At 57.6% G+C, this 19,900-nt stretch carries 15 protein-coding genes and 1 pseudogene; 5 read left to right on the top strand and 11 right to left on the bottom strand.

Annotated elements, in window-relative coordinates:
* Positions 1-57: 57 nt before the first annotated feature.
* Positions 58-1,235, bottom strand: a protein-coding gene (locus WDM24_RS15410) for an IS3 family transposase (protein ID WP_414645723.1) whose coding sequence is annotated in 2 segments (ribosomal slippage) — positions 58-944 and positions 944-1,235 — 1,179 coding nt in all. Because the reading frame shifts where the segments join, the coding sequence is not laid out codon by codon here.
* Positions 1,236-1,680: 445 nt separating this feature from the next.
* Here WDM24_RS15410 and WDM24_RS15405 point away from each other — a divergent pair.
* Positions 1,681-2,802, top strand: a complete 1,122-nt coding sequence (locus WDM24_RS15405) for a calcium-binding protein (RefSeq protein WP_338831766.1) — start codon at positions 1,681-1,683, stop codon at positions 2,800-2,802.
* 389 nt (positions 2,803-3,191) lie between these two features.
* Here WDM24_RS15405 and WDM24_RS15400 read toward each other — a convergent pair whose 3' ends face one another.
* From WDM24_RS15400 to WDM24_RS15385, 4 genes are all read right to left on the bottom strand, one after another.
* Positions 3,192-3,695, bottom strand: a complete 504-nt coding sequence (locus WDM24_RS15400; protein ID WP_338699200.1) for a hypothetical protein — start codon at positions 3,693-3,695, stop codon at positions 3,192-3,194.
* Positions 3,696-4,502: 807 nt separating this feature from the next.
* Positions 4,503-5,120 (bottom strand): hypothetical protein, encoded by a 618-nt coding sequence (locus WDM24_RS15395; RefSeq protein WP_338699198.1) that lies wholly within the window; start codon positions 5,118-5,120, stop codon positions 4,503-4,505.
* A gap of 175 nt (positions 5,121-5,295) precedes the next feature.
* Positions 5,296-6,108 carry a hypothetical protein gene (locus tag WDM24_RS15390; protein WP_176540028.1) on the bottom strand — a complete coding sequence of 271 codons (813 nt, stop codon included), beginning with the start codon at positions 6,106-6,108 and terminating at the stop codon, positions 5,296-5,298.
* Between the two features lie 622 nt (positions 6,109-6,730).
* Complete coding sequence (locus WDM24_RS15385; protein WP_224741691.1) at positions 6,731-6,982, bottom strand: helix-turn-helix domain-containing protein; 252 nt, start codon at positions 6,980-6,982, stop codon at positions 6,731-6,733.
* Positions 6,983-7,084: 102 nt separating this feature from the next.
* On the opposite strand from WDM24_RS15385, the pseudogene WDM24_RS15380 reads away from it, so the two are divergent.
* The 4 genes and pseudogenes from WDM24_RS15380 to WDM24_RS15365 form a co-directional block, all read left to right on the top strand.
* Positions 7,085-7,300, top strand: a pseudogene (locus tag WDM24_RS15380) (YqaJ viral recombinase family protein); the annotation flags it as partial.
* Positions 7,301-7,861: 561 nt separating this feature from the next.
* Positions 7,862-8,662, top strand: a complete 801-nt coding sequence (locus WDM24_RS15375; RefSeq protein ID WP_176540027.1) for a class I SAM-dependent methyltransferase — start codon at positions 7,862-7,864, stop codon at positions 8,660-8,662.
* Between the two features lie 33 nt (positions 8,663-8,695).
* Complete coding sequence (locus tag WDM24_RS15370; RefSeq protein ID WP_176540026.1) at positions 8,696-9,148, top strand: VOC family protein; 453 nt, start codon at positions 8,696-8,698, stop codon at positions 9,146-9,148.
* Entirely contained in the window at positions 9,145-9,942 is a 798-nt protein-coding gene (locus WDM24_RS15365; RefSeq protein WP_338699191.1) for an FkbM family methyltransferase, read from the top strand. Before WDM24_RS15370 ends, WDM24_RS15365 begins: the two co-directional genes overlap by 4 nt.
* On the opposite strand, the gene WDM24_RS15360 is transcribed toward WDM24_RS15365, so the two are convergent.
* The 6 genes from WDM24_RS15360 to WDM24_RS15335 all read right to left on the bottom strand — a co-directional run bounded on the left by WDM24_RS15360 (position 9,932) and on the right by WDM24_RS15335 (position 19,734).
* Positions 9,932-13,114, bottom strand: coding sequence for a hypothetical protein (locus WDM24_RS15360; protein WP_338831765.1), 3,183 nt, complete (start codon positions 13,112-13,114; stop codon positions 9,932-9,934). The genes WDM24_RS15365 and WDM24_RS15360 overlap by 11 nt on opposite strands.
* A 130-nt stretch (positions 13,115-13,244) precedes the next feature.
* A complete protein-coding gene (locus tag WDM24_RS15355) occupies positions 13,245-14,423 on the bottom strand; it encodes an MBOAT family O-acyltransferase (protein WP_338699187.1) in 1,179 nt (392 codons plus the stop codon).
* Between the two features lie 44 nt (positions 14,424-14,467).
* Positions 14,468-16,168 carry an SGNH/GDSL hydrolase family protein gene (locus WDM24_RS15350; protein WP_338699185.1) on the bottom strand — a complete coding sequence of 567 codons (1,701 nt, stop codon included), beginning with the start codon at positions 16,166-16,168 and terminating at the stop codon, positions 14,468-14,470.
* Positions 16,169-16,258: 90 nt separating this feature from the next.
* Positions 16,259-18,121 carry an HAD-IIIC family phosphatase gene (locus tag WDM24_RS15345; RefSeq protein ID WP_338699183.1) on the bottom strand — a complete coding sequence of 621 codons (1,863 nt, stop codon included), beginning with the start codon at positions 18,119-18,121 and terminating at the stop codon, positions 16,259-16,261.
* A 74-nt stretch (positions 18,122-18,195) separates the two neighbouring features.
* The gene (locus WDM24_RS15340; protein WP_176540020.1) at positions 18,196-18,450 is read right to left on the bottom strand and encodes an acyl carrier protein; all 255 of its coding nucleotides are present in this window, start codon (positions 18,448-18,450) and stop codon (positions 18,196-18,198) included.
* Between the two features lie 519 nt (positions 18,451-18,969).
* Positions 18,970-19,734: a hypothetical protein gene (locus tag WDM24_RS15335; RefSeq protein WP_338699179.1), complete on the bottom strand. Its 765-nt coding sequence runs from the start codon at positions 19,732-19,734 to the stop codon at positions 18,970-18,972.
* Positions 19,735-19,900: the final 166 nt, after the last annotated feature.

Below are 19,900 nucleotides of genomic sequence, written 5' to 3'. Positions count from 1 at the left end.
CCCAAACGCCGCGCGTGTGTAGGCTCGCTTGATCTTCCCCCGAAAAAATGGACAAGGTTAAGCTGCTTTTAGCTCCATCTCGATCGGACTGACATAGCCGATGGCGGAGTGACGACGAGTTCGATTGTAGAAGCCTTCAATGTAAGCAAAGATATCACGTGTGGCCTCTGCGCGTGTTGCATAGTGAGTGTGGTAGACGAGCTCGATTTTGAGCGTGTGAAAGAAGCTCTCCATTGGAGCATTGTCATAGCAGTCGGCCTTGCGGCTCATCGATGCCCTCAAGCCGGCAGATTGCACGACCTTGCGGTATTCCGCCGATGCGTATTGGACGCCGCGATCGGAATGATGGATCAGACCGGCGCCAGGCCGCTGCGCTGAGACGGCCATCCGCAAGGCTGCCAGCGGCAGCTCGGCACGCAAATGATCCGCCATCGCCCAGCCGACGATCCTGCGGCTGTACAAATCCATGACGGTGGCCAGATAGAGCCAACCCTGATCGGTCTCGATGTAGGTGATATCGGCGAGCCAGATCCGGTTCGGCGCAGTGGCGGTGAAGTTGCGCTCGAGCAGGTTCGCCGCGATCGGGAGGTCGTGACGGCTATCGGTCGTCCGCACCCGGCGAGGCCGTGCCATGATGGCCCTGATACCGTGATGGCGCATCAGCCGCTCGATGCGGCCACGGCTCGCCCCGCGGCCCTGGGCCTTCAATTCGACATGGATACGCGGGCTGCCGTAGCGTCCGTTTGTCTCGCGATGGACGCGCTTGATGTCGTCGACAAGCTCACGGTTGGCGACCGATCGCTGGCTCTCCGGCCGGGAGCGCCAAGCATAATAGCCGGCCGGCGAGACACCGAGCACGTCGCACAGGATCGTCACAGGATAGTCGGCGCGGCGATCTTCGATGAAGCGGAATCTCATTTCGGCCCCCCAGCAAAGATCGCGATCGACTTTTTTAAAATGTCGCGCTCCATGCGCAGCCGCCCGTTCTCTCGCTGCAGACGAGCGATCTCCGCCGCGTGGTCCGCCGACGGCAGCGTCGCTTGCGTTGTGGGGCGCCGCGCCGCAGCCGTCGGCTCTCGCCCAGTTCCACGTAGTTCCACCCAGCGCCGCAAAACTGAATCGCGCAGGCCAAGCTCCTTGGCCACCGATCCGATCGAGCGGCCACTCGAAGCGACCAGATCGACCGCTTGCCGCTTATAGTCGTCCGTAAACGACCTACGCTGACGTCCTTCCATCCAACACCTCTCCTGGCTCTTCGAGCCTACTACAGGTGTCCATCAATTCGGAGGAGGTTCACGCTTGCTCTCGGCCTGCTTGACGCTGTCGTGGCACGATTTGCATAGCGTCTGCAGATTGCCCTCGTCCCAAACAGACGTTCATCGCCTCGATGTGGAATGACGTGGTCGCAGACCAGCAGCGCCGCATTCGGCTCAATGCTGCCGCATGCCCTGTGCTGGCAGGTGTAGAGATCACGCAGGAAGATGCGTAGGCGCGACGCCCGCCATCCGCGTCAGTTTGTACGAGACCTTCCACCGTTGCTGCGACGTAAGGAACCCAAACAGAGAATATGCGTTGCCACTTTTTCCCGATAGGGTTGCCGAGTTGGATATCGGGTTTTGGGACGGCTATGGCGCTCGCCGCCTAGCCCGAAATGGTTTCAGCAGAAAGGAAACGTATTCTATGCCTGCATTTTACGGCGATAGCACGGATAACAGCGTGCTCTCTTCCGCTGGTTTCGACGCGCTCTATGGCGGTCAGGGCAATGACACGCTGGCAAGCAGCATTGCCGGCAACGACTATTGGGACGGCGGCCAGGGCAACGATTTCCTGAGGGCGGAATGGACCAGCCTGGCCTTTGGCGAAATGTATGGCGGCGGCGGCAATGATTGGATTCAGGGTGGCAATTCGGTCAACACGTCGTTCGAGTATGGCGGCAATGGCGACGACTATATTCAGGATGGCGGCGCGCTGGCAACGCAGTCCCACTACATCGACGGTGGTGTCGGACGCGACGCGCTGTATGGCTCGGCCGGCGGCGATACGATTTATGGCGGCGATGGCAACGACAGCGGGGCGAACATCTTGGTGGCCTCCGGCACCGCCATTGCGCCGGGCCTCTATGGCAACGGCGGCAACGACGTCCTGTCAGGTGGCAACGGCGATGACCTGCTCTTCGGTGGCGACGGCAATGACGTGCTGTTCGGAGGCGGCGGCAACGACACGTCGTACGGCGGCAACGGCAACGATACGCTGGTGGCGGACGACGGCGTCGATCTGCTCGAAGGCGATGCCGGCGACGACTGGATCTACATGGGCGCCGCAGACGGCGGCTCGGCGTACGGCGGAGCAGGTAATGATGTCATCGTCGCCAATGGCCGGGCAGTCGAGATCGGTGACGACGGCAACGACATCATGTACGGCGCCAATGGCAACGATTATTTCTATGGCGGCAATGGCGACGACGTCATGTATGGCGGCGACGGCGTCGACGTTCTGCTCGGCGGCGCCGGCAATGACTATTTCGACGGTGGCACCGGCGTGAACTACTATTTCGGCGGCGGCGGCAGCAACACGTTCGTCTCGCGCAGAGTGCCGGGCGTCGAGGTGGTTCAAGACTGGAACGCTGCTACGGATGTCGTTCAGTTCAACGGTAGCGGCTTCGGCTCGCTCAGCGATGTGCTGTCACACTCCTACCAGAACGGCGCGTACTTCGTCATTCAGGTCGACGGCGGCACCGCGGTCTGGCTGAACGGCGCGACCGCTGGCTCGGTCACTGCAGCGAATTTTAGCCTTCTGTCATAGTTGCGTTTTGGTCGAGCGGCGCAAAGGAAAGGCCGCCCGCGCGGATGCACAAGCGGCCCAAGTCTAGGGAGGAAACGCCCAAAGAGGGCGAGCGACAGCGCGAAGCGCTACCACGCGACCTATTTAGTAACGACAAAGCCCGGCGCAAGGCCGGGCTTTGTGAAGTTCGAAGCGCGCTGTCGCGCGGTCACCTGAATCAGGCTCTGCGCTTTTAGTCGAGCTGCCGCGAATGCCCTGCACCGCGAATTAGACGATCAGTTCGACTGCGTCTCGTCGACGACCTGCCATGCCTCGCGACCGGCGCCGGCAAACGCAGAGCCATGCCCGTACCGCTTTGAGAAGGAGACCAAGAATCACTGAAGGTGCGCGATCGATCACAGTTAAAATAACTACTTATTCGTGTTTTCTTTGTCGGAGAGAGACACGGCCCGTAGCGCAGATTTCGCTTTGGGCGTCGGGGTGTCTACAACCAGGCTGTCAAATTCCATTTCGGGCGCCGCTTTTATGATCGGCTCTTTTGGCAGGCTTTCGGCTGGCGCATACCAAGGCATTTTTTCGATAGCTCCTCCCTCAAGGGCTTGCGCCATCAACTGCCCAATCTCGGCCCCAGTCAAAGGAACAAGCGTGCCACCCTCGTTCCTAAAGAGTTGGGGACAGAAATATAGCGCGTGTATTCGCGGATCATAGCCATCGACAATCAAATAGTACTCGGTCTTACCAAAAAACCTCCGCTTCTTTACGAGCTTACGCTCCTGCGTTGTAAGCGCAACTCGGAGCTTTTCGCGTTGATGACCGACGATAGTCGCCGCTTCCAACAAGATAAGCCAATCCCGTGTCTTTGCGTTATCAGCATGGATCGGAACAAGGTTTCCCTGCCTGTTGAAGATGCTCATTCCGCTAGATCTCCAAAGCCCCCGCCGCGACCACATGACGACCAATTATGTTCCTGAGGATTTAAGCACCTCTACGCAGAGATTTGAAGCTGATGTCTTAGGGCTAACAGCGGCCCACGCACCCAAAGCAGTAACATATGCTAATGAGCTATGAATTCCTATTCTGGCTCAATTGGAGCGTGTGAAGGATCGCAAGCAAACGCGAGGCAGAACTCGTCGGTGCGAAATTGTGACCCGCAACGACGAGAGCATCATCGGCACACGAAACAGCCGTCGCGTCGATGCAGTGCTGATGGATCAACCCTTGTGTCCTTCGAGTTACTCGACAGCTGCGCCCAGCGTAGATCTGACGCGTGGCCGGGATGGTGAGGTACTCTCGCCAATTGGGTTCGTTCTGCCAAATTTTGTAGTCCGGTGACAGGCTCTGTTTAGCTGGCCTCCTTTTTTAGCCAGGCGTACGCACGACGCTCGTACCATTCGAGGGCGCCAAGCCTCGTTATGGCAGCATGGACAGCATGAGGTTCGGCTTGGCGCAGCAAATCTTCAATTTCAGCAAGAATTTTGCTTCGCACGGACTCAATTTGACCCAACCTAGCGTGCGAGGTGGCAGCAGCGCCTGCGTATTCTGAGCTTGAATTTGCCTCCTCGGTTGCGGCGGTAAATTTCTCCCCTGTGGATGCCAATCCGTGGCGAAGCGCGTTCATTCGTGAACGCGCTTTGCCTTCTCTTGTGCGGGGCCCCGTACTCCTAAGCGCGTTGCGCCGGTTAGCTTCGATCTGTTTTTGGGTGGCCATAAGTCTTACCCGATCAGCTTGAGGGGCGCTGTTTGGCGCGTATCGAATACCGAGCCTCTAGTTCCTTGGAGATATTATGTAGACGCTTTTCCTTTGAAGCGATCATCTTCTCGAGCGTTGCCAACGGCGGCAAAGAAAGAAGGAACGCCTCTCCCTCGACTGCGCCCGACCCAAAGCCCGCCGATTCAAACGCTTTGGATGACTTCTCCTTCTGCTTCGGGTCCGCATAGTACTTGTCTGCGTCGAGGTGACACATCGCTTGCACACCCGCGGCCGCGTCGGCCATGGCGGCACCCGGATGGGTCTTCCGCAGCATCGATTCGACGGCCGGACGTTCCTTCAGACGCATGATTGCAACCTTCATGCGCTCGTAACGCATAATCTCTAACGTCAACGTCGTCGCCCGGCAGACCATCCAATATTCCGCATTTGTTTTTGCCTTGCCGGCGTGAGTCAGCTCATAAGAGCCAAAGATCTCGACTAAGTCGGACCGGCTTTCACCCGGCAACAGAGGTGGGTTTTTGAGCCAAGTCCGCACAAAGAGCGGAAGGCGTTCGACGGTGTCTTTTTGGCTTTCGGCGTTTTGCTGGTTGTCTTTGACGTCTGGCTTGTTCGGCTGATCGACTGACATATGCTTTCCCCTAAGCTGGGCCGGCACCGAATGTGCGGCACAGCTGAAATAGACAAGTCCGCAAATCATGGGGACTCGCGAAGAATTCGACGCTCATTGATTGGCGCCAACAATTCGAGTCTGCCTCGGAAACTCACCCCGAATAACCGTCTCACTTTGAAAGTGAGGCACTCGGCTAAGACTTGGAGATATATTCTTTGCGTGCCTTGCGGGACGACAGGAACTTGATCTGGCGTTCTGACAGGGGCCGCCTGATTAAGTAGCTCTTCTCGTTCCTGAGGTACGGTGGAATGCGCCACACCATCTCGGGTCGGAGCACTGGCTCAATCTGCCCATGAGGCTTTAAGGTGAGCCCAAATTCCTCAAACCCGTCGGCGATACCCATTACGGCATCTGGCGATAACCAACTCGCCAGGAACATGGAATGGTCTCCGTGCTCCCTGGCCAATTCGAGAGCGGCGGCGAGGATGTGAGCGACGTCGCGATATCGCATCCAGAGCTTTTGCAGTTGCGTCCGCCTGTAATTCCCGTGGGCTACGCAAAGATCGATCGCCTTCGCTAAGCTCGGACCCCGTCGAAGAACTATCTTATCGTCACTCAGCGCAACCAGCGTTGTGAAAATGTCAGCCACGACCCGCCATCCGGGTTCAATCGACACGATTGCGTTTGCTGCCACGTCGAATGCTGGCTCCGCGATCGAATTTAGTCCCCCAAAGCTACGGAAGACGGATCCGATTTTGTCGCTGGGCTCCTCGTCGCTCGCGATAGAGCGAGACATGATCGCGGCGATCCACTGATTTCGGATTTTTTCATCGTCCGGCCACCCCATGTACGCGATCAAAAAACGAGAGATTTCGTGCGGAGTCCCCAAGCCGGCGTGAGACTGGCCTTCACCCTTCTGAATATTGGCAAGACGTGACGCATGGAGACCGCGCGCAAATTCCAAACGGTCGACGCGTTGCAGGCCCGGCAAGTTCATAACTCTCATGTTTGAGTGCTCAAACCCTAGTTGGCGACAAACCGCTCGAGCCCAGGTCAGCGCCCTAAGCCGAACAGTTTCGGATCATCGGAGACTATCAATCACCACATAAGGCAGATGTGCGGCATTTTCGAAACTTGGCAATCTATCTGGCGCCCGCATGGAAAAGCCTCAGCGTCTTGCCACGGCAACCGATTTCAATGGAGGTGTAAGTCCCATAGCTGAGCGCGTTCCGCTTGCGTAGGCGCTTCGCTTTGCACCCTCTCATTGTTTTTCTCGGGCAGCATCGCCGGACGTCGTCAGTTGATTTGAGCACATGGGGTGTCCGCTCTATTCAGCTTTCCGGAGCGACAAAACGGAGCGCGAGAATGGAACGCGAGGAGACCAACCCAACCGTATCCGTAGGTTACTCGAGACCGACGCGCCGGCAGCAAGCACAAATCTATCCACAGCAATTTGATTTGAGGAGTGTCGTCGCCGGATATTCAAGCGCCAGCTAGCGTGCAACCACGCGACCGTGGCGGAAACTCGAGTCCCGCTTCTCGATCAACTGCGCGACGTCGGAATATCAGTCCAGAGTTGTAACCCTCACGGCACCCTGCCCGCTCTGACAGCCGCGCCTCCGGACAATCTAGCCTTTCCGTTCCTCGGGCTTTCGCTTTTGAAGGCGCACGCCTGGTCCGCCGCCGTTCTCGTCGATGAACTCGACCCCGCCAGCTTCTAATGCGTGGCGCAATGCCTCGATCGTGCGTTCCTTTAATTCGTCTCCACGCTCAAACCTAGCAACGGTATCGATCGACACCTTGGCCGCGGCGGCCAGTTCTCGAACGCCTAGTCCCAAAGCAGCCCGGGCCATACGGCATTGAACAGGCAAAAAAATCATAACAATGTATCGATTTCGGTTGCAATGTCTGCTTTTCCATCTATCGTATCTATGTACTGTTTTCGTATCAAAAACATGATTGTTCGATTTGGAGGAATGGACATGCAACCGCGAATGGTACCTGATTCAGCAGATAGACGCAGTTTTATAGGTGGGTCTGACGCACGCACCATTATGGGCGATGATCAAGCCGCCCTGCTTCGTCTCTGGCATGAGAAGCGGGGCGAAGCCGAGCCGGCGGATTTTTCAGCCAACTTGATCGTACAACTCGGCACCGTAACTGAGCAGCTTAACCGGCACGGGTACGAGAAGAATACGCCAGGCGATCTTCGCTGACTTGGCGCCGCGATCTGCCATCGAATGTCAGCTCTACCTCTTGATAATTTTCACCTGACCTAGCCGTTAACGACCTTCGCCTTCGCTTCGCGCTCAAGCTGTTTCTACGCCTTCAGCCAAAACAAGTGACGCAATGCACGATCCATGAGACCATCCAAGCGTTCCTCGACTGCAAGGTCTTCTATGGTCTTCTCGGGAGCGAGAATTCCAGCAGCCGCTGGAAGATATCGGTCGGGATTCCGGCGCTGGCGCCGTCTGCGGCCGGCTGGCCCGGTCGAAATTCGACTTGCCAACCATAGCACTTAATTCGATCATCAACTAGAGGCGAGCCTTGACCCGCCGGGACTTCCCACCGAGCTCCTACAGCGGCTCTTCGTCTGATTGGATAAGATTGTGCAATTGGCGGCTTCTAAATCTGTCGACGACATTATTGGACCCTACCCGACCCTGGCAGCGCTTTATTCGCGCCAGATTTCGCTTACGCCCCGACATCGGGCATCGCTCGACAAACGCCTTTCAACCAGCGGCCCGCTGGAGCTTGCGATGGTCGACAAGATCGCCGGCTGGGTGGCGACGCTCGCGGGCGACAATCTCGACGAGGTCGTGCGCGACTACGACTGGATTTGCAATCTCGTACTGGAGGAGGAACTGCATTTCCGCCGCAACGGGAGCTATCGCCTGAAGACGTTCGCCGACGCCGTGGCACAGGTCTATTCGAACGACAAATTGATGGAACACTACATGAATGGCCTGCTGATGACGCAGGTCTGGTGGTCCAACCATACCGAAGCGATGACGTTCTACATCGACAGGTTCCTTGGACAATTCGACCAGTCGTTCGACCATCTCGAGATCGGACCTGGCCACGGGCTTCTGCTCTATCTTGCAGCCAGCGAACCGCTGTGCCGTAGGATTGAGGCCTGGGACGTCTCCGCCGAGAGTATCGACAAGACGCGGCACGCGATGGCCCGACTAGGCGCGGTACGCGATGTCGCTCTACGGGTCCAGGACATCTTCGCTACACCGCCCGAGAGCTCCCGGTTCGACAGCATTGCCTTGAGCGAAGTACTCGAACATCTCGAGCATCCGCGCGATGCACTGGTCCAGCTCAGGAAGCTGCTGGCGCCCGGCGGGCGCCTATACGTCAATATGCCGATTAACAGCCCGGCACCCGACCATCTGTTCTTGCTGCCGACGCCGGAGGACGTGGTGGAATTCATCGCCGGTTGCGGTTATCGCGTTGTTGACACGCACTTCGCACCCCAGACTAACATGACGATCGAACGGGCTCGAAAGACCAAATCGACGATCACTACCGTGGTCGTCGCAACCCCGGCGGATTGAGATGGGCGCGCCGCAAGGAGTTCGATACCGCCGATGAAACTCGATCATATCGGTTTTCTGACTGAAGACGTCGAGCGGGAGATGGTCGCTTTCGAGCGACTGTTCGGCCGGATCGAGTGGAGTGTGCGGATCGTCGATCCGCTGCAGGATGTGACCGCCCGTTTTGGGCGCACCGTCGATGGTCTCGTCTACGAGCTTATCCAGCCCAACTCTGCCAGTTCGCCCATAGCCGCAAGCCTGAAGGCGCGAAAAAACATCATCAATCACGTCTGCTATCGTTGTGCCGATCTTAGCGAAAAGGCCAGGGAATTACGCGAGCAGGGCTTTTTTCCGGTCACCGAGCCGAAACCTGGCGTCGCCTTCGCCGGACACCTGGTGCAGTTCTTCTACCAGCCTAACGGCATGCTACTCGAAATCATCGAAGGCTCTGCGGGCCCTCTCGATCGACCTCAGCGCGAGCAGCCGCTGCCAGTGAGCAATCCATGAGATTTACCCGGCTGGCCAATGGACTTGAGATCGCCGAGATCAACGGCGACGAGACCAAGTTTCTCTACGACGAAATCTTCGTGCAGGAGGTTTATGCGGCCTACGATCTGCGCGTGCCGGCGGACGGGATCGTGCTGGACGTAGGTGCCAACATTGGCATGTTCAGCCTGTATGCTCTGCAAAAATTCCCCGGCATCCGGATTTACTGCTTCGAGCCGGCGCCGCATTGCCTGGAACGGTTGCGGATCAACACCGCGCCGTTTGGCGAAGCCGTCCGTATCTTTCCGACCGCGCTTGGCGACACCGAGGGCGAGGTGGAATTTTCCTACTATCCTCACTATTCCATCATCAGCGGCATGTTTGCGAACGAGCAGCAGGATCTCATGGTGTTGCGCGCTGGCGCGGCGACCCAGTACCGGGAGCGTTACGGAACCAGGCCCAGCGAACGCGAACTCGATCTGCTGGTTGGCTCCAAGCTCAAGGGAAAGCAGACTTTCCGCTGCCCGATCACAACGCTATCCCGCATCATGGCAGCCGAGGGCATCGGTCACGTCAGCCTCGCCAAGATCGACGTGGAGCGGGCGGAGAACGCCATCTTAGCCGGCATTGACGATGCCGACTGGCCGAAAATCGATCAGTTGGTCGTTGAGGTGCATGATCAGGGCAACCGCGAACACGAGTTGATGATCGACATGCTCAATCGCCGCGGTTACCAAACATCGCTGTTTACCGAACCGACGCTGAAAAACTCCGATATCTACGTCGCCTTGGCCAAACGCCAACTCATTCGCTGAAGCCCGCGGGCAGATTGAACCAAGCATAAGATACCCCGTCGCGCTCGCGCTGGCCGATCGGCGATATGCCTGCAATGGTGGGCTTGTTGGCTCGCTTAGGCGGAGCGAGGTCGCGAAATCCAACCGTCAGGCCGTCGACAGGCGCTTTGCTCGGATTGTGCAGATGGATAGTCCCGCCGCTGGTGAAATAGCTGATGCCGCGCACCTGCCAGATGTAACCGTTGAGCTTTCGGTTGGTCGCAAGATATAGATCCCCTTCCTTGCCTGCTGCGGCAAGGTTGCTGAGCTGGTCGTTGTACCAAGGGTTGTCCTTCAGATTGACGGTCCCCTCTGCACCGGGTTCGAACATCAGCGCCGCGTAGGGCAGGTAGGTGTGGACGTTGATCACGCCGCGAGCCCGAACGATATCGCGAATATGATCCTTAGTGAAATCACCCTTGCCAAAGGTAAACTGCGCCGTCGCGAAGAACAGAGGCTTCCAGTCATCGTCGAAGTCATCGTCCAAACCAGGACTGTAGAACAGAATGTTGGACGGCCCATCGTCTGCGATCATGTTCGTTCGGATGCTGTACTTATCGCCAAGAGAATTCAGATACTTGACGCCGTGCTTTTTCAACACAGGGACGATGTAATATTTCGAGTTGGAATCCCAGCCCGACTCCCAAAGACATTCAGGCCCACCATGATCAACCCAGGTAACGGGCTTGAATTCAGCGAACTCGGTCAACACCCGGTCCAGAGCCTCGGGCGTTCGCTGGTTGTTTGGCCACGAAGAAGAAATGCAGTGAATGCCAACCTCCACCTCATGTCCGGCCCCTTCGTACTCTCGCACCTGGGCAAGGAGTTCGGCAGACCCTTCGAGCGAAGATTGAACAAACATTCCTTGCGTCGGACTACTCTGCGTGCGGCCTGTAAACTTTATGTCCGGTCCAACCGGAAACATTGATTTGGTTACTGGAATGTGATTGCCGAGAATGCCGCGGCCTTCGACGAGCTTCGGCGCATCCATACCATACATCGTCAGCATATCCTGCGAAACGCCCGTATAATCGGCATGCTCGGTTATGGCCAAGGCCGCCATATTGCCATTCGGCTGCCAGAGCGGAAACGCCATGATCCTGCTGCGGGTATGTACGATGCCAAGTTTTGCGTCTGGAAGTTTGTTTACAACACCCAGATTGCGATGAACGCGCCGAAGATCTGCATCGCGATCTTCGGTGGAGACGCGGGTCGTCCTCTCCCTAAAATCATAGGAGTACGCGTTCACGTCCAACAATCCGCGAACTTGATCGAAATGCAATTCCACTAGATCAGCATTGGAAAAATAGAGCGTTCTGAACTCGCCATCGCTCGTTTGATAGCCGACCACCTGAGGCAGCATCGATCCAATCAAATATTCGGAAGCCACCCGCTCGATGTCGTGATTTCCTTTAAGGCAATAGACCGTCGAAACACCGCTTATCTGAAAATGGGCGCCCTGCCCGACGATGTCCTTGGCGGCGATCTTTCCAAAGACGACGTCCTGAGCAACATCGCCGGTTTGCAAACCTTGCTGCGTTGACTTCACGACCTCGGCACCCTCTGCCAGGTCCGAGCGGGCAATCTTTTGCCCAAACAGTGTTATTTGGGCTTCGGTGTTGTGACTGCCACCGCGTTGCAAGACATCCTGAACAAAGAATGCAACCTTCTGTGCGTTACGACGCGAGGGAATCCCAGAGTAAAGATCAATATAGGTCTTCTCGGAGGCCTGTTGCCCGCTCGGGTCGCCAACTGCCGGCGGCCGTAGGTCATCTTCGTCCGGAGGCGACCGCAGCATGTGATAGCTGTCGTGCGCCCCTCCCATCGTAGCACCACTTTTGTCCCACCAATGATAGAAGAAAATGATCTCGCGAGGCGGCCTCGGCCCGCGCGACTCGACCGAGAGCACGGGATAATCCTGAAGATCGAATCGCGGATTGGTCTCCTTGAAGTCGGGGGAAGCCGCAAGCCGAAAGTCGGTTAGCCGACCAAGCTCGACGCGATCAGGAACGATCGTTTCGATAAACGGCTTGATATCCAATTCGAGGCTACGAGACGCTGCCGGAGCGCCCGTAAGCGCTCGCCAAAGACTCGCCGCGTAGATCCGATTGCCATCAGCATCGACATGCACGTGATCCAAAAATTGGTCGTCGGTTAGTACCGGGTTCGCAGGCAGGTAAGAAACTATAGGAGCTCCCTCGCCGGCCGATCGTTCCAACTTTCCGGCCAGAAGATTATACTGCTCCGGCTCCATGAGACTGGGCAGCAGGCGGGGTGTTTCGGTGGCATAGAACACAATCGTCTTGAGTTTGGCCGCCTTCAGCTTGCGCAGTGTACGAAGCCAGGCTTCGAATTGCGGGTTCGCCGCCTCAAGATTCGCGGAGGCATATCGACCACGGACCTGGAGCAATAGTCGCATCTCTGCGGCCGGACCGGCGGTCTCTTGCTCCGCGCCGCTCTTCTCGATCCGGTTGCGCAACGCCCACGCCAGATCCTTCGGTTCCCCTTTCAGCCACCGCGCCTGCACGAAGTCGCGAATTCGATAGCTCGGCCATAACTCGATCAGCGCCCGATCGAAACTGCTTATGCCCGATGCATCCGACAGAGAAACCAGCCCCCCTGCCTGATCGAATTTCAAACCAGGTCTGAGCCATGGACGACTACACATCGCGTCCGCGGCAGCAAAGTCCATCGAGAACGATCGCAAGCTGATGTCCATGATCACGGCGTCGGGCCGTAGCTCGATCAGGGAGTCGGACAAGGTCTCGAGGTCGGCCGGCAGAATGCCGTTCATCCCCAAATTCATGACCATCGTGCTGCCGGGCTGAACGCCGTCATAGCGCTCTTGCAGCAGCTTCGAAATGGTGTGCTGCCGCCAATCCTTGTCGCCGTGCTCAGCCAGGACCTGCCCCGCGACCAGGGAATCGCCCAGCAGAACGACCTTCCGGCCCGGAAATGCGGCCAGCCGGCGAACCTTAAGCGCGAGCGTCGATGGCGACTGGATGTCGACGACGTCCAACACCTTCGACGAACGTTCGATGCGTCGGGCCAGGGTATCGAACAACACAAGAAATCCGGACACAACGACCGCTGCGACAAGCAGGCCGACTAGGACGCCGAATTTGGTACGCTTCCTCGCTTCTTCGCTCGACACCTGATGCATTTCCAGTCAGAAGTTTTGATAGATGAACGGCTTCCCGCCTCCGTTCATGAGATAAAGCACGATCAATATTTTGATCGACAGCCAGCCCAACGAGACAAGACTCCTCACAGAAAGACGCATATCATGCACCACCTAGCATTGCACGGAAATATTCCAACCACCTGCCGTTAGTCGCCATCCAGAGCACCAGGCTGATGCTAACAAACACATAGGTCAAAACCGCCCATGCGGCGTGCTGAACCACGCTCAGCGCCTGAACTGCTCCGCGCGGACGCCAATGCTGGCGGACCTGTATTGCCACCAACACCAGGCCATGAAGCAGGCCGAACACGAAAAATCCCAGGGCAGTGCCATGCCAAAGGGCGATCAGAATCATGATCATGCAATAGGCTGCGGTGATCAGCGGCCAATGCATCGTCCGTCGCGTCCTTGAAAGAATGACCTTGCAAATCGGAGTGAAAATGTAGTCCCGCATGAGCGAGCTCATCGATATGTGCCATCGTTCCCAGAACTCCTTTATGTTGACGCTGCTGAACGGCCGGTTGAAGTTCTCCCGAATACGGATTCCCATCAGGGAAGCAATGCCGATTGCGATGTCGCAGTAACCGCTGAAATCGAGCCAGATCAGGAACAGTTGCAACAGCGCGGCAATCCACAGGACGCTGGTCGCCGTATTCGCGGGATCGGTGACGCCAGCGACGCTGAACGCAGTGAGATTGTCGGCAATCACGAATTTCTTGATATATCCGTTCGCTATGCGGTGCAGCGCGGGTAGCACGATTCCCGGGCCGCCGAGCGGAACGCCATACTGTTCGACAAACGGCTTGTACCGCTCGATGGGACCGGCCAGCACCGTCGGAAAGAACAGCATGTAGTTCAGGTAGTCGAGAAAGCCCGATCGTTCGACGAGTTCAACCTCCATCAGATAGCTGATTGAACGAAACACTAGATACGAGATGCCGATGACGGTAATCGGAAAACGAAAAAACGGGTTGACCGGAGCGAGTAATGTCGGATCCTTCAGCAGAAAAAGGAACGCCCAAAGCGCCACGATGACGCCTGCCTGACTCCATCCCGACCAGCGAAGCGCGGTACGTACTTTGCGCAATCCCGCCAGGTAGACGACCACCAGCAGGCCTGCGAGCAAACCACAGGCGCCGATCGACGTGAGGTAGGTTGACAGAAAGACAACGTTCAAGGCCAGGATCAGCAGCCGGCGCTGGAACGGGCTCTGCAGCAGCCGCGCAAGAACGATTGCAGCCGCCGCCAAAAGCAGAAACGGCGCCGAATTCAACGTCACTGCTTCGTCCTCTTCTTGAGCGGTTGCAAACGCCGCACCGGGCCCTATTTCCCGAAGAAGCCCTTGATGCGATCAAGCCAGCCGACGCGCAGCACGGGCGATGGAGCTGCAGCCGGAGCTGGAGCGGCCGCAGTTGTCGCAGCACCGCGCTGTGGGAACTGGGCCTTGAGCCAGGCGTAGCTGGCGCCTGCAAACTGACGCGCACCGCGATTGTTGAAATGCGTTCCGCTGTTGTAGGGCATGCCATCGATTCCATCGACGACAAGGTTGCTTGGAATGATCTGCAGGTCGCTGCGCGATTTGGCGACTTCAGCCATCAGCTCGATATATCGATGGCGATTGCGAAGCTGACGCCAGCGCGTGTACGTGGGACCATAATTGACGATGAAGGACCGTTCCGAATAGTTGTAGCTGTTTGGCATCACCGCCCCAAAGATCGCCTTGGGCGCGATTTCACGCAAATGGTTGAGGAACTCATTCATGTTGGCGATGAACTGTCGTTCGACCGCCGAGTTGTCCGCATCGGGATCCAGGTTAAACGTGTCATTATCGCCGATATTCAGCAGCACAATATCTGGCACCTTGTCGTGCAGCGCCTCCTTGAGATAGCGGCGCATGTCGAGATGCGGGGGCCCGTTGCCATCCTTGAAGATAAACGGGCTCTTGCTCGGCATGTTCGGGTTCGCCGGCGGCTCGTCAGAGTACAAGGTGAGCATGGTCTGCACGCTGTAGCCAGGGCTTGCCTGGTGATACATCGAGTCCAGCGGCGGATGGTTCTGGAAATCGGGATAGTTTCCATACCAGTACTTGATGCCGCCGATGAATTCGACCTTGGGATTGCCCGGGCCGGACAGGTAGTCGGCGAAATAGGCCGGCCAATACATCGACGGCAGACTGTGTCCCACGATCAGGATCCGCAGCGGGTCAGCCTTCTCGCTTTCCTGCCCGGCATTTGCGGGGACGACAACGACTTTGGTCGAACCTTCGGCGATGATCTTGCCGTCCCAATCTGTGACCTTGATCTTCAAGACGTGGTCGCCGACATTCGCCTCTGTTGGAGCAAAGTCGAGGCTTCGGCGATTTTGCGCCGCGAATCCGAGGGCATCCCCTTCGGGCACGAACAGCACATCGTCGAACACTTTCACCAGGACGAGATCGTCATAGAACACCTGCTGGCTGGTCCCCGCCACCAGATAGATTTTTTCCGGCATCATAAACCCGACGGCATTGGGTGCCGCCGAGGTGCTCGTTTCCTGGAACGGGAAAGGAAGTGTCGGTAGCGGCGAAGGAAGCGCTCCATCGAGTTTGACATCCTTCAACTGGAGCGTGGTGTCTCTCTTGAGCAAGGTGGCCAAGCCAACCTGTGTCCAGCCCCCCTTGGCACCCCCATACTCGCTCATATCCTTCATGCTCACCAGCAGAACGCTGACCGAGCCGAGCTGTTTGTGTTCGGGGCGGGCGAACAAGCGCGCGCCTTCGACGAGCGCGGTATTCAGCAGCAGAACGTTCTGGTCGGTTTTTGGCAGAGCCTTGAGCTGAGCATCCTTGTCGAAGACATTCAGGATGAGATAGTTCTCGCCGCCCTTACCCTTCCAGAATACGCGATCAGTCGGCTTCAATTCCAGACGTTCTGGGCCGGCGGCATGCGCCACCCCGCTCGCTGCGATCGACACGAGCAAGGCCACGAGCCCCGCGATCCACAGCAATCGCCCCTCGATCGTCTTGGTAAGAGCAGCAGATTTCATCGCCGTTCCTTCGGTAAGTTAAAGTGTCGCGGTCGCTTCACGATGGAGCAACGGCAATCAAGCATGGCGTGCTGGCGGAATCCCGACATCTCACCCGAGGCTGCTAAGCACCACCATGGGCAGGTCGAGCGGATACTCCCGCGCCGTACCGGATCGCCACACCGTTCCGCTGTCACTCTCTTCGACCAAATCGAACCCAAGGCGTCTGTAAAAATCCTTCACCATCTCGTTCTTCTTGGTCGGCCGATAGCGGCCCATGACGGTATCTATTCCGGCCTTTCGCGCGTGCTCCAGGACCTGCTTCATGGTCGCCTCTTCCACCTGCCGGCTGAGCACACGGCAACTCATCAGCCAGGTGTCGATCTCCCAGGTCTTGGGGCCAGCGTCCCTGCAGATCACTACACTGATCATGCCGTTGTCGCCAAACTTGTCCGCCAGGCGCACCTGCAGTGTCCAGATGTCCGGATCACCTTCCATCGCCTCTACTTCAGCTTCCGTATAGCGACGGGTGGTCAAGTTGAACTGGTTCGTCTTGTTGATCAGCTGAACGATGCGGCTGCGGCTGATGCGGTCGAAATGCGCAAACGAGATATTCATCTCGAGCGCCTTCAGGAATTCGTGAGGGTCGCGCGATACCAGTTGCAGTTTCGAGCGGCTCGCATTGGCGCGATATTGATCGGCGCGCTTGGAATCCTCGCTGGTGAAACTCAACGCTTCGAAATAGCCCGCATTCAACATTGCCCGCGGATACAGGCTGGGATCGTCGGGAAGTTCGGGGACCGCTACGGCGTCGAGGGTTTCGCGAACCTGAATGCGTTCCGCCGGATTGTCGTCCAGCAACACAAGGCTATCGACGCCAATATCCAGCGCGCGGGCGATCTCCTCGAGATTGGTCGCTTTGTCAATCCAGTTGATCTGAAAAACGCTGATGTGCTCTTCCTTCAAAAGCATTTCGGGGTGCTTTCGGAAGGCCTCCAGCGCCGTGGCCTCGTTGTTCTTGGAGGACACCGCGAGAATGATACCGCGTTCGCGGAGCCGCAGCGCCATTCGCTGGACGTCGAGAAAGGCCTCTCCGGCCGCGCTGCCTTGACCGAGAACGATATCGTCGACCCCTAGGTCTCCGATTGCCCCACCCCACAGGGTGTTGTCGAGGTCCAGCACAAGACACTTCTTGCTCTTGCCCCGCATGGCTGCAAGCAGTCGGACCACATGATCGGCGTAAACCGGAAGGGCCTGCTGGGCGAATGCCAGCTTCGCCAAATTCCACTGGGTTTGCGCATGCCAGTTGAGCCCTCCAACAGCATTGGCAAGACTCTCGACGTCAAGCAGGAGATCGCCCGGGGATTGCGCAACGAGTTGGCGAAGAGCGGAATTCAGATCCTGGACGAAAGCCCGCACGTTGCCATTGAGCACGAGATCGGCATTGCCAAAGACAGGCTCTGGCGGAGACGAGACGGTCTGGAAAATAACGACGGTCGGTCTCGCGGCCTTGATTGCGTCCCGGGTCTGGACGAGAAAATCCACCGCGGTTTCGACTTGCTCCCGATGACTCACGCCGGCCTGGAGAGTTGCCGGAAAACCCCGATGGTCCAGCGCAAGCAGGACGGCGTCGCAGGGCGGATGATAGATGCGTGACGATGGATCGACCGCTTCGCTCAGTAGCCGACCATACTCCCCAACGGCGATATCCACGTCGAGTCCGTATCGCAAGCCGGTAGCGGCAAACGCTGCCGGCAAAAAATCGGTCGTCGAATTGGACAGGACACCGAGACGAAACCGATCCAGCGACATCCCGTCTTCAAGTCGCGATTTCGCGCGCGCAAGTTGTTCCAGCCGGGTACCGTCGAGCCTGTACCCGGCGAGGCGGACCAGGCTCCTTGCGTCCGTTGCTTCGCGGCAACGCTTACGAAAATCCTCAGGCGCTTCAGGTAGATGGGATAACAGGGTGAGCATCAGGTGACGGTCGTGTTTCCAGGTCAGTCAAGCAATGGCGTTTCTTCCGCTCTTCCGTCGGGTCTCGCTGGGCTCTACTTCTTCCCCTTACCGAGCTTGCGATCGATCAACCCGGCCAACTGGCCAACATTTTCCAGCCCCGTGATTTCGACCGTGGAAAGCGTGATGTCCAGCGCCTGCTCGATTGCCACGATCAATCGGACATGGCCCAGACTATCCCAACCCTCGACCTGACTTGCGGTCAATTCCGGTCCCAGCACGATCTCGTCATTATCGAACACGTCCCGAAAAATCGGCAACAGTCGATCCATCGTTGCTTCATACGTCATCCAGATACCTTGTCCTACCCCAAAACAGGCGCCTAGTTACCTTGCCGCGGCCATTATCTCAAGCGGCAAGGGTGCCATCCTGTCGGAACTAAGGCGATCTGCGAGGAGCAGCAATCCGTGGAGCCTCCTTCGCGCGGTCTCGAGGTCCCGCAGCCTGCTGCAGGCTCGACCTGCCGACCCCTGCAGGGAACCAGCCGCCGGCCCGTGTACGGTCGGCTGGAGAGAGGCCCCGAAGCGCCAAAGAAATTGTCGGCAGCGATGCCGTCACTGTACTGCGGATGGATCGTCCGCCCTCGAACTGAATGCGGCTGCCGCCGCGGCACGAGCAGGCACTTGACCAGCGGTTACCTCAGTCCGGACGGCGGATCGGCGGCTGATCGAGGCGGTTATGTTCGAACGGCGACCACGGTTTCGAGCAGTGAGGAATTTCCAATGATGAAAGGGCCATTGCAAACCGCACATGCAGTTCTTTCAGATTGATATATTCTATCTAAGGTAGTGTAGCGGCTCGCGATCTCGCTAGTTGGCCTTGCCGTTAACGACCCTCGCCTTCGCCGCACGATCGAGCTGTTTCTGCGCCCTCACCCAAAGCAACCGACGCAATGCACGATCTATGGCAGCATCCAAGCGCTCCTCGACCGCGAGGTCGTCTATGGTCTTATCGGCGGCAAGAAACTCCGCGGCGGCCGGAAGATATCCATTGGGATCGGGGCGGCGCTCGCGGATACGAGGCATCAGAACGTTGTCGACTTCCTTTTTCAAAGCAATGATCCAGAGTTCCGTAGTCTCAAAGCTGTCTTCGCGCACGTTTGAGTTGAGATGGTCTCGGCATTCGGTTGACAAGAACGAAATTCCCAATCTCAAGAATCTTACGTCCGACTCGCGATGGAGGTTAGCGCTGAAGTGCAGCAGGCGCTCGTAGTCGTCGCGCGGATAGCTGCGCTTCTCTGTGAGAGCATCCTTTATAACCTCGAGGACTTGCGGCGGCCTTTCGTTGAATACCCGATTCTGCACCTTGTCGAGAGCGACTGCCGTATCCAGCTTCCGCTTTGCGCGTAGGCGCTGCTTGCGCCATTGGCAGATTAAGATGGTTTCCACACAATCAACTTCGATTGGTCCCTCGGGGCGCCATTCTTGCCAGATCGCGCGGCGGAGTTCCTGGAATGCGTCCGGATCCTCCCACGGCAAAAGCTGAACGGAAGAGTAAGCCCCATGCTTGAGTGCGTTCGGCTTGCGCAGGCGCCGCGCCGGCACGCTCTGATTGTTCTTCTTTTCGGGCAGCATCGCTCGGTATCCTCGGTCGACTTGAGAACATCGGGTGTCCGTTGCGATTCAATTTCCCGGAGCGATGTGACGCAGGGCGACAATAGAACGCGAGAAGACAAACCCAATCGAATTCGTAGGATACTCGAGATCAGATCGCCTAGGAGCCCGTCCAGATATGTTTTCG

Source organism: Bradyrhizobium sp. 27S5 (assembly GCF_037217225.1).
GTDB lineage: Bacteria > Pseudomonadota > Alphaproteobacteria > Rhizobiales > Xanthobacteraceae > Bradyrhizobium > Bradyrhizobium septentrionale.
The sequence above is the reverse complement of the archived record's forward strand: the minus strand, read 5'-3'. Positions and strand labels throughout refer to the sequence as shown.

Bases quoted from the DNA above. Each gene is read 5' to 3' on its own strand.
- WDM24_RS15405 (WP_338831766.1), top strand. From the start codon at position 1,681: ATGCCTGCATTTTACGGCGATAGCACGGATAACAGCGTGCTCTCTTCC.
- WDM24_RS15400 (WP_338699200.1), bottom strand. From the start codon at position 3,695: ATGAGCATCTTCAACAGGCAGGGAAACCTTGTTCCGATCCATGCTGAT.
- WDM24_RS15395 (WP_338699198.1), bottom strand. From the start codon at position 5,120: ATGTCAGTCGATCAGCCGAACAAGCCAGACGTCAAAGACAACCAGCAA.
- WDM24_RS15390 (WP_176540028.1), bottom strand. From the start codon at position 6,108: ATGAGAGTTATGAACTTGCCGGGCCTGCAACGCGTCGACCGTTTGGAA.
- WDM24_RS15385 (WP_224741691.1), bottom strand. From the start codon at position 6,982: ATGATTTTTTTGCCTGTTCAATGCCGTATGGCCCGGGCTGCTTTGGGA.
- WDM24_RS15375 (WP_176540027.1), top strand. From the start codon at position 7,862: ATGGTCGACAAGATCGCCGGCTGGGTGGCGACGCTCGCGGGCGACAAT.
- WDM24_RS15370 (WP_176540026.1), top strand. From the start codon at position 8,696: ATGAAACTCGATCATATCGGTTTTCTGACTGAAGACGTCGAGCGGGAG.
- WDM24_RS15365 (WP_338699191.1), top strand. From the start codon at position 9,145: ATGAGATTTACCCGGCTGGCCAATGGACTTGAGATCGCCGAGATCAAC.
- WDM24_RS15350 (WP_338699185.1), bottom strand. From the start codon at position 16,168: ATGAAATCTGCTGCTCTTACCAAGACGATCGAGGGGCGATTGCTGTGG.
- WDM24_RS15345 (WP_338699183.1), bottom strand. From the start codon at position 18,121: ATGCTCACCCTGTTATCCCATCTACCTGAAGCGCCTGAGGATTTTCGT.
- WDM24_RS15340 (WP_176540020.1), bottom strand. From the start codon at position 18,450: ATGACGTATGAAGCAACGATGGATCGACTGTTGCCGATTTTTCGGGAC.
- WDM24_RS15335 (WP_338699179.1), bottom strand. From the start codon at position 19,734: ATGCTGCCCGAAAAGAAGAACAATCAGAGCGTGCCGGCGCGGCGCCTG.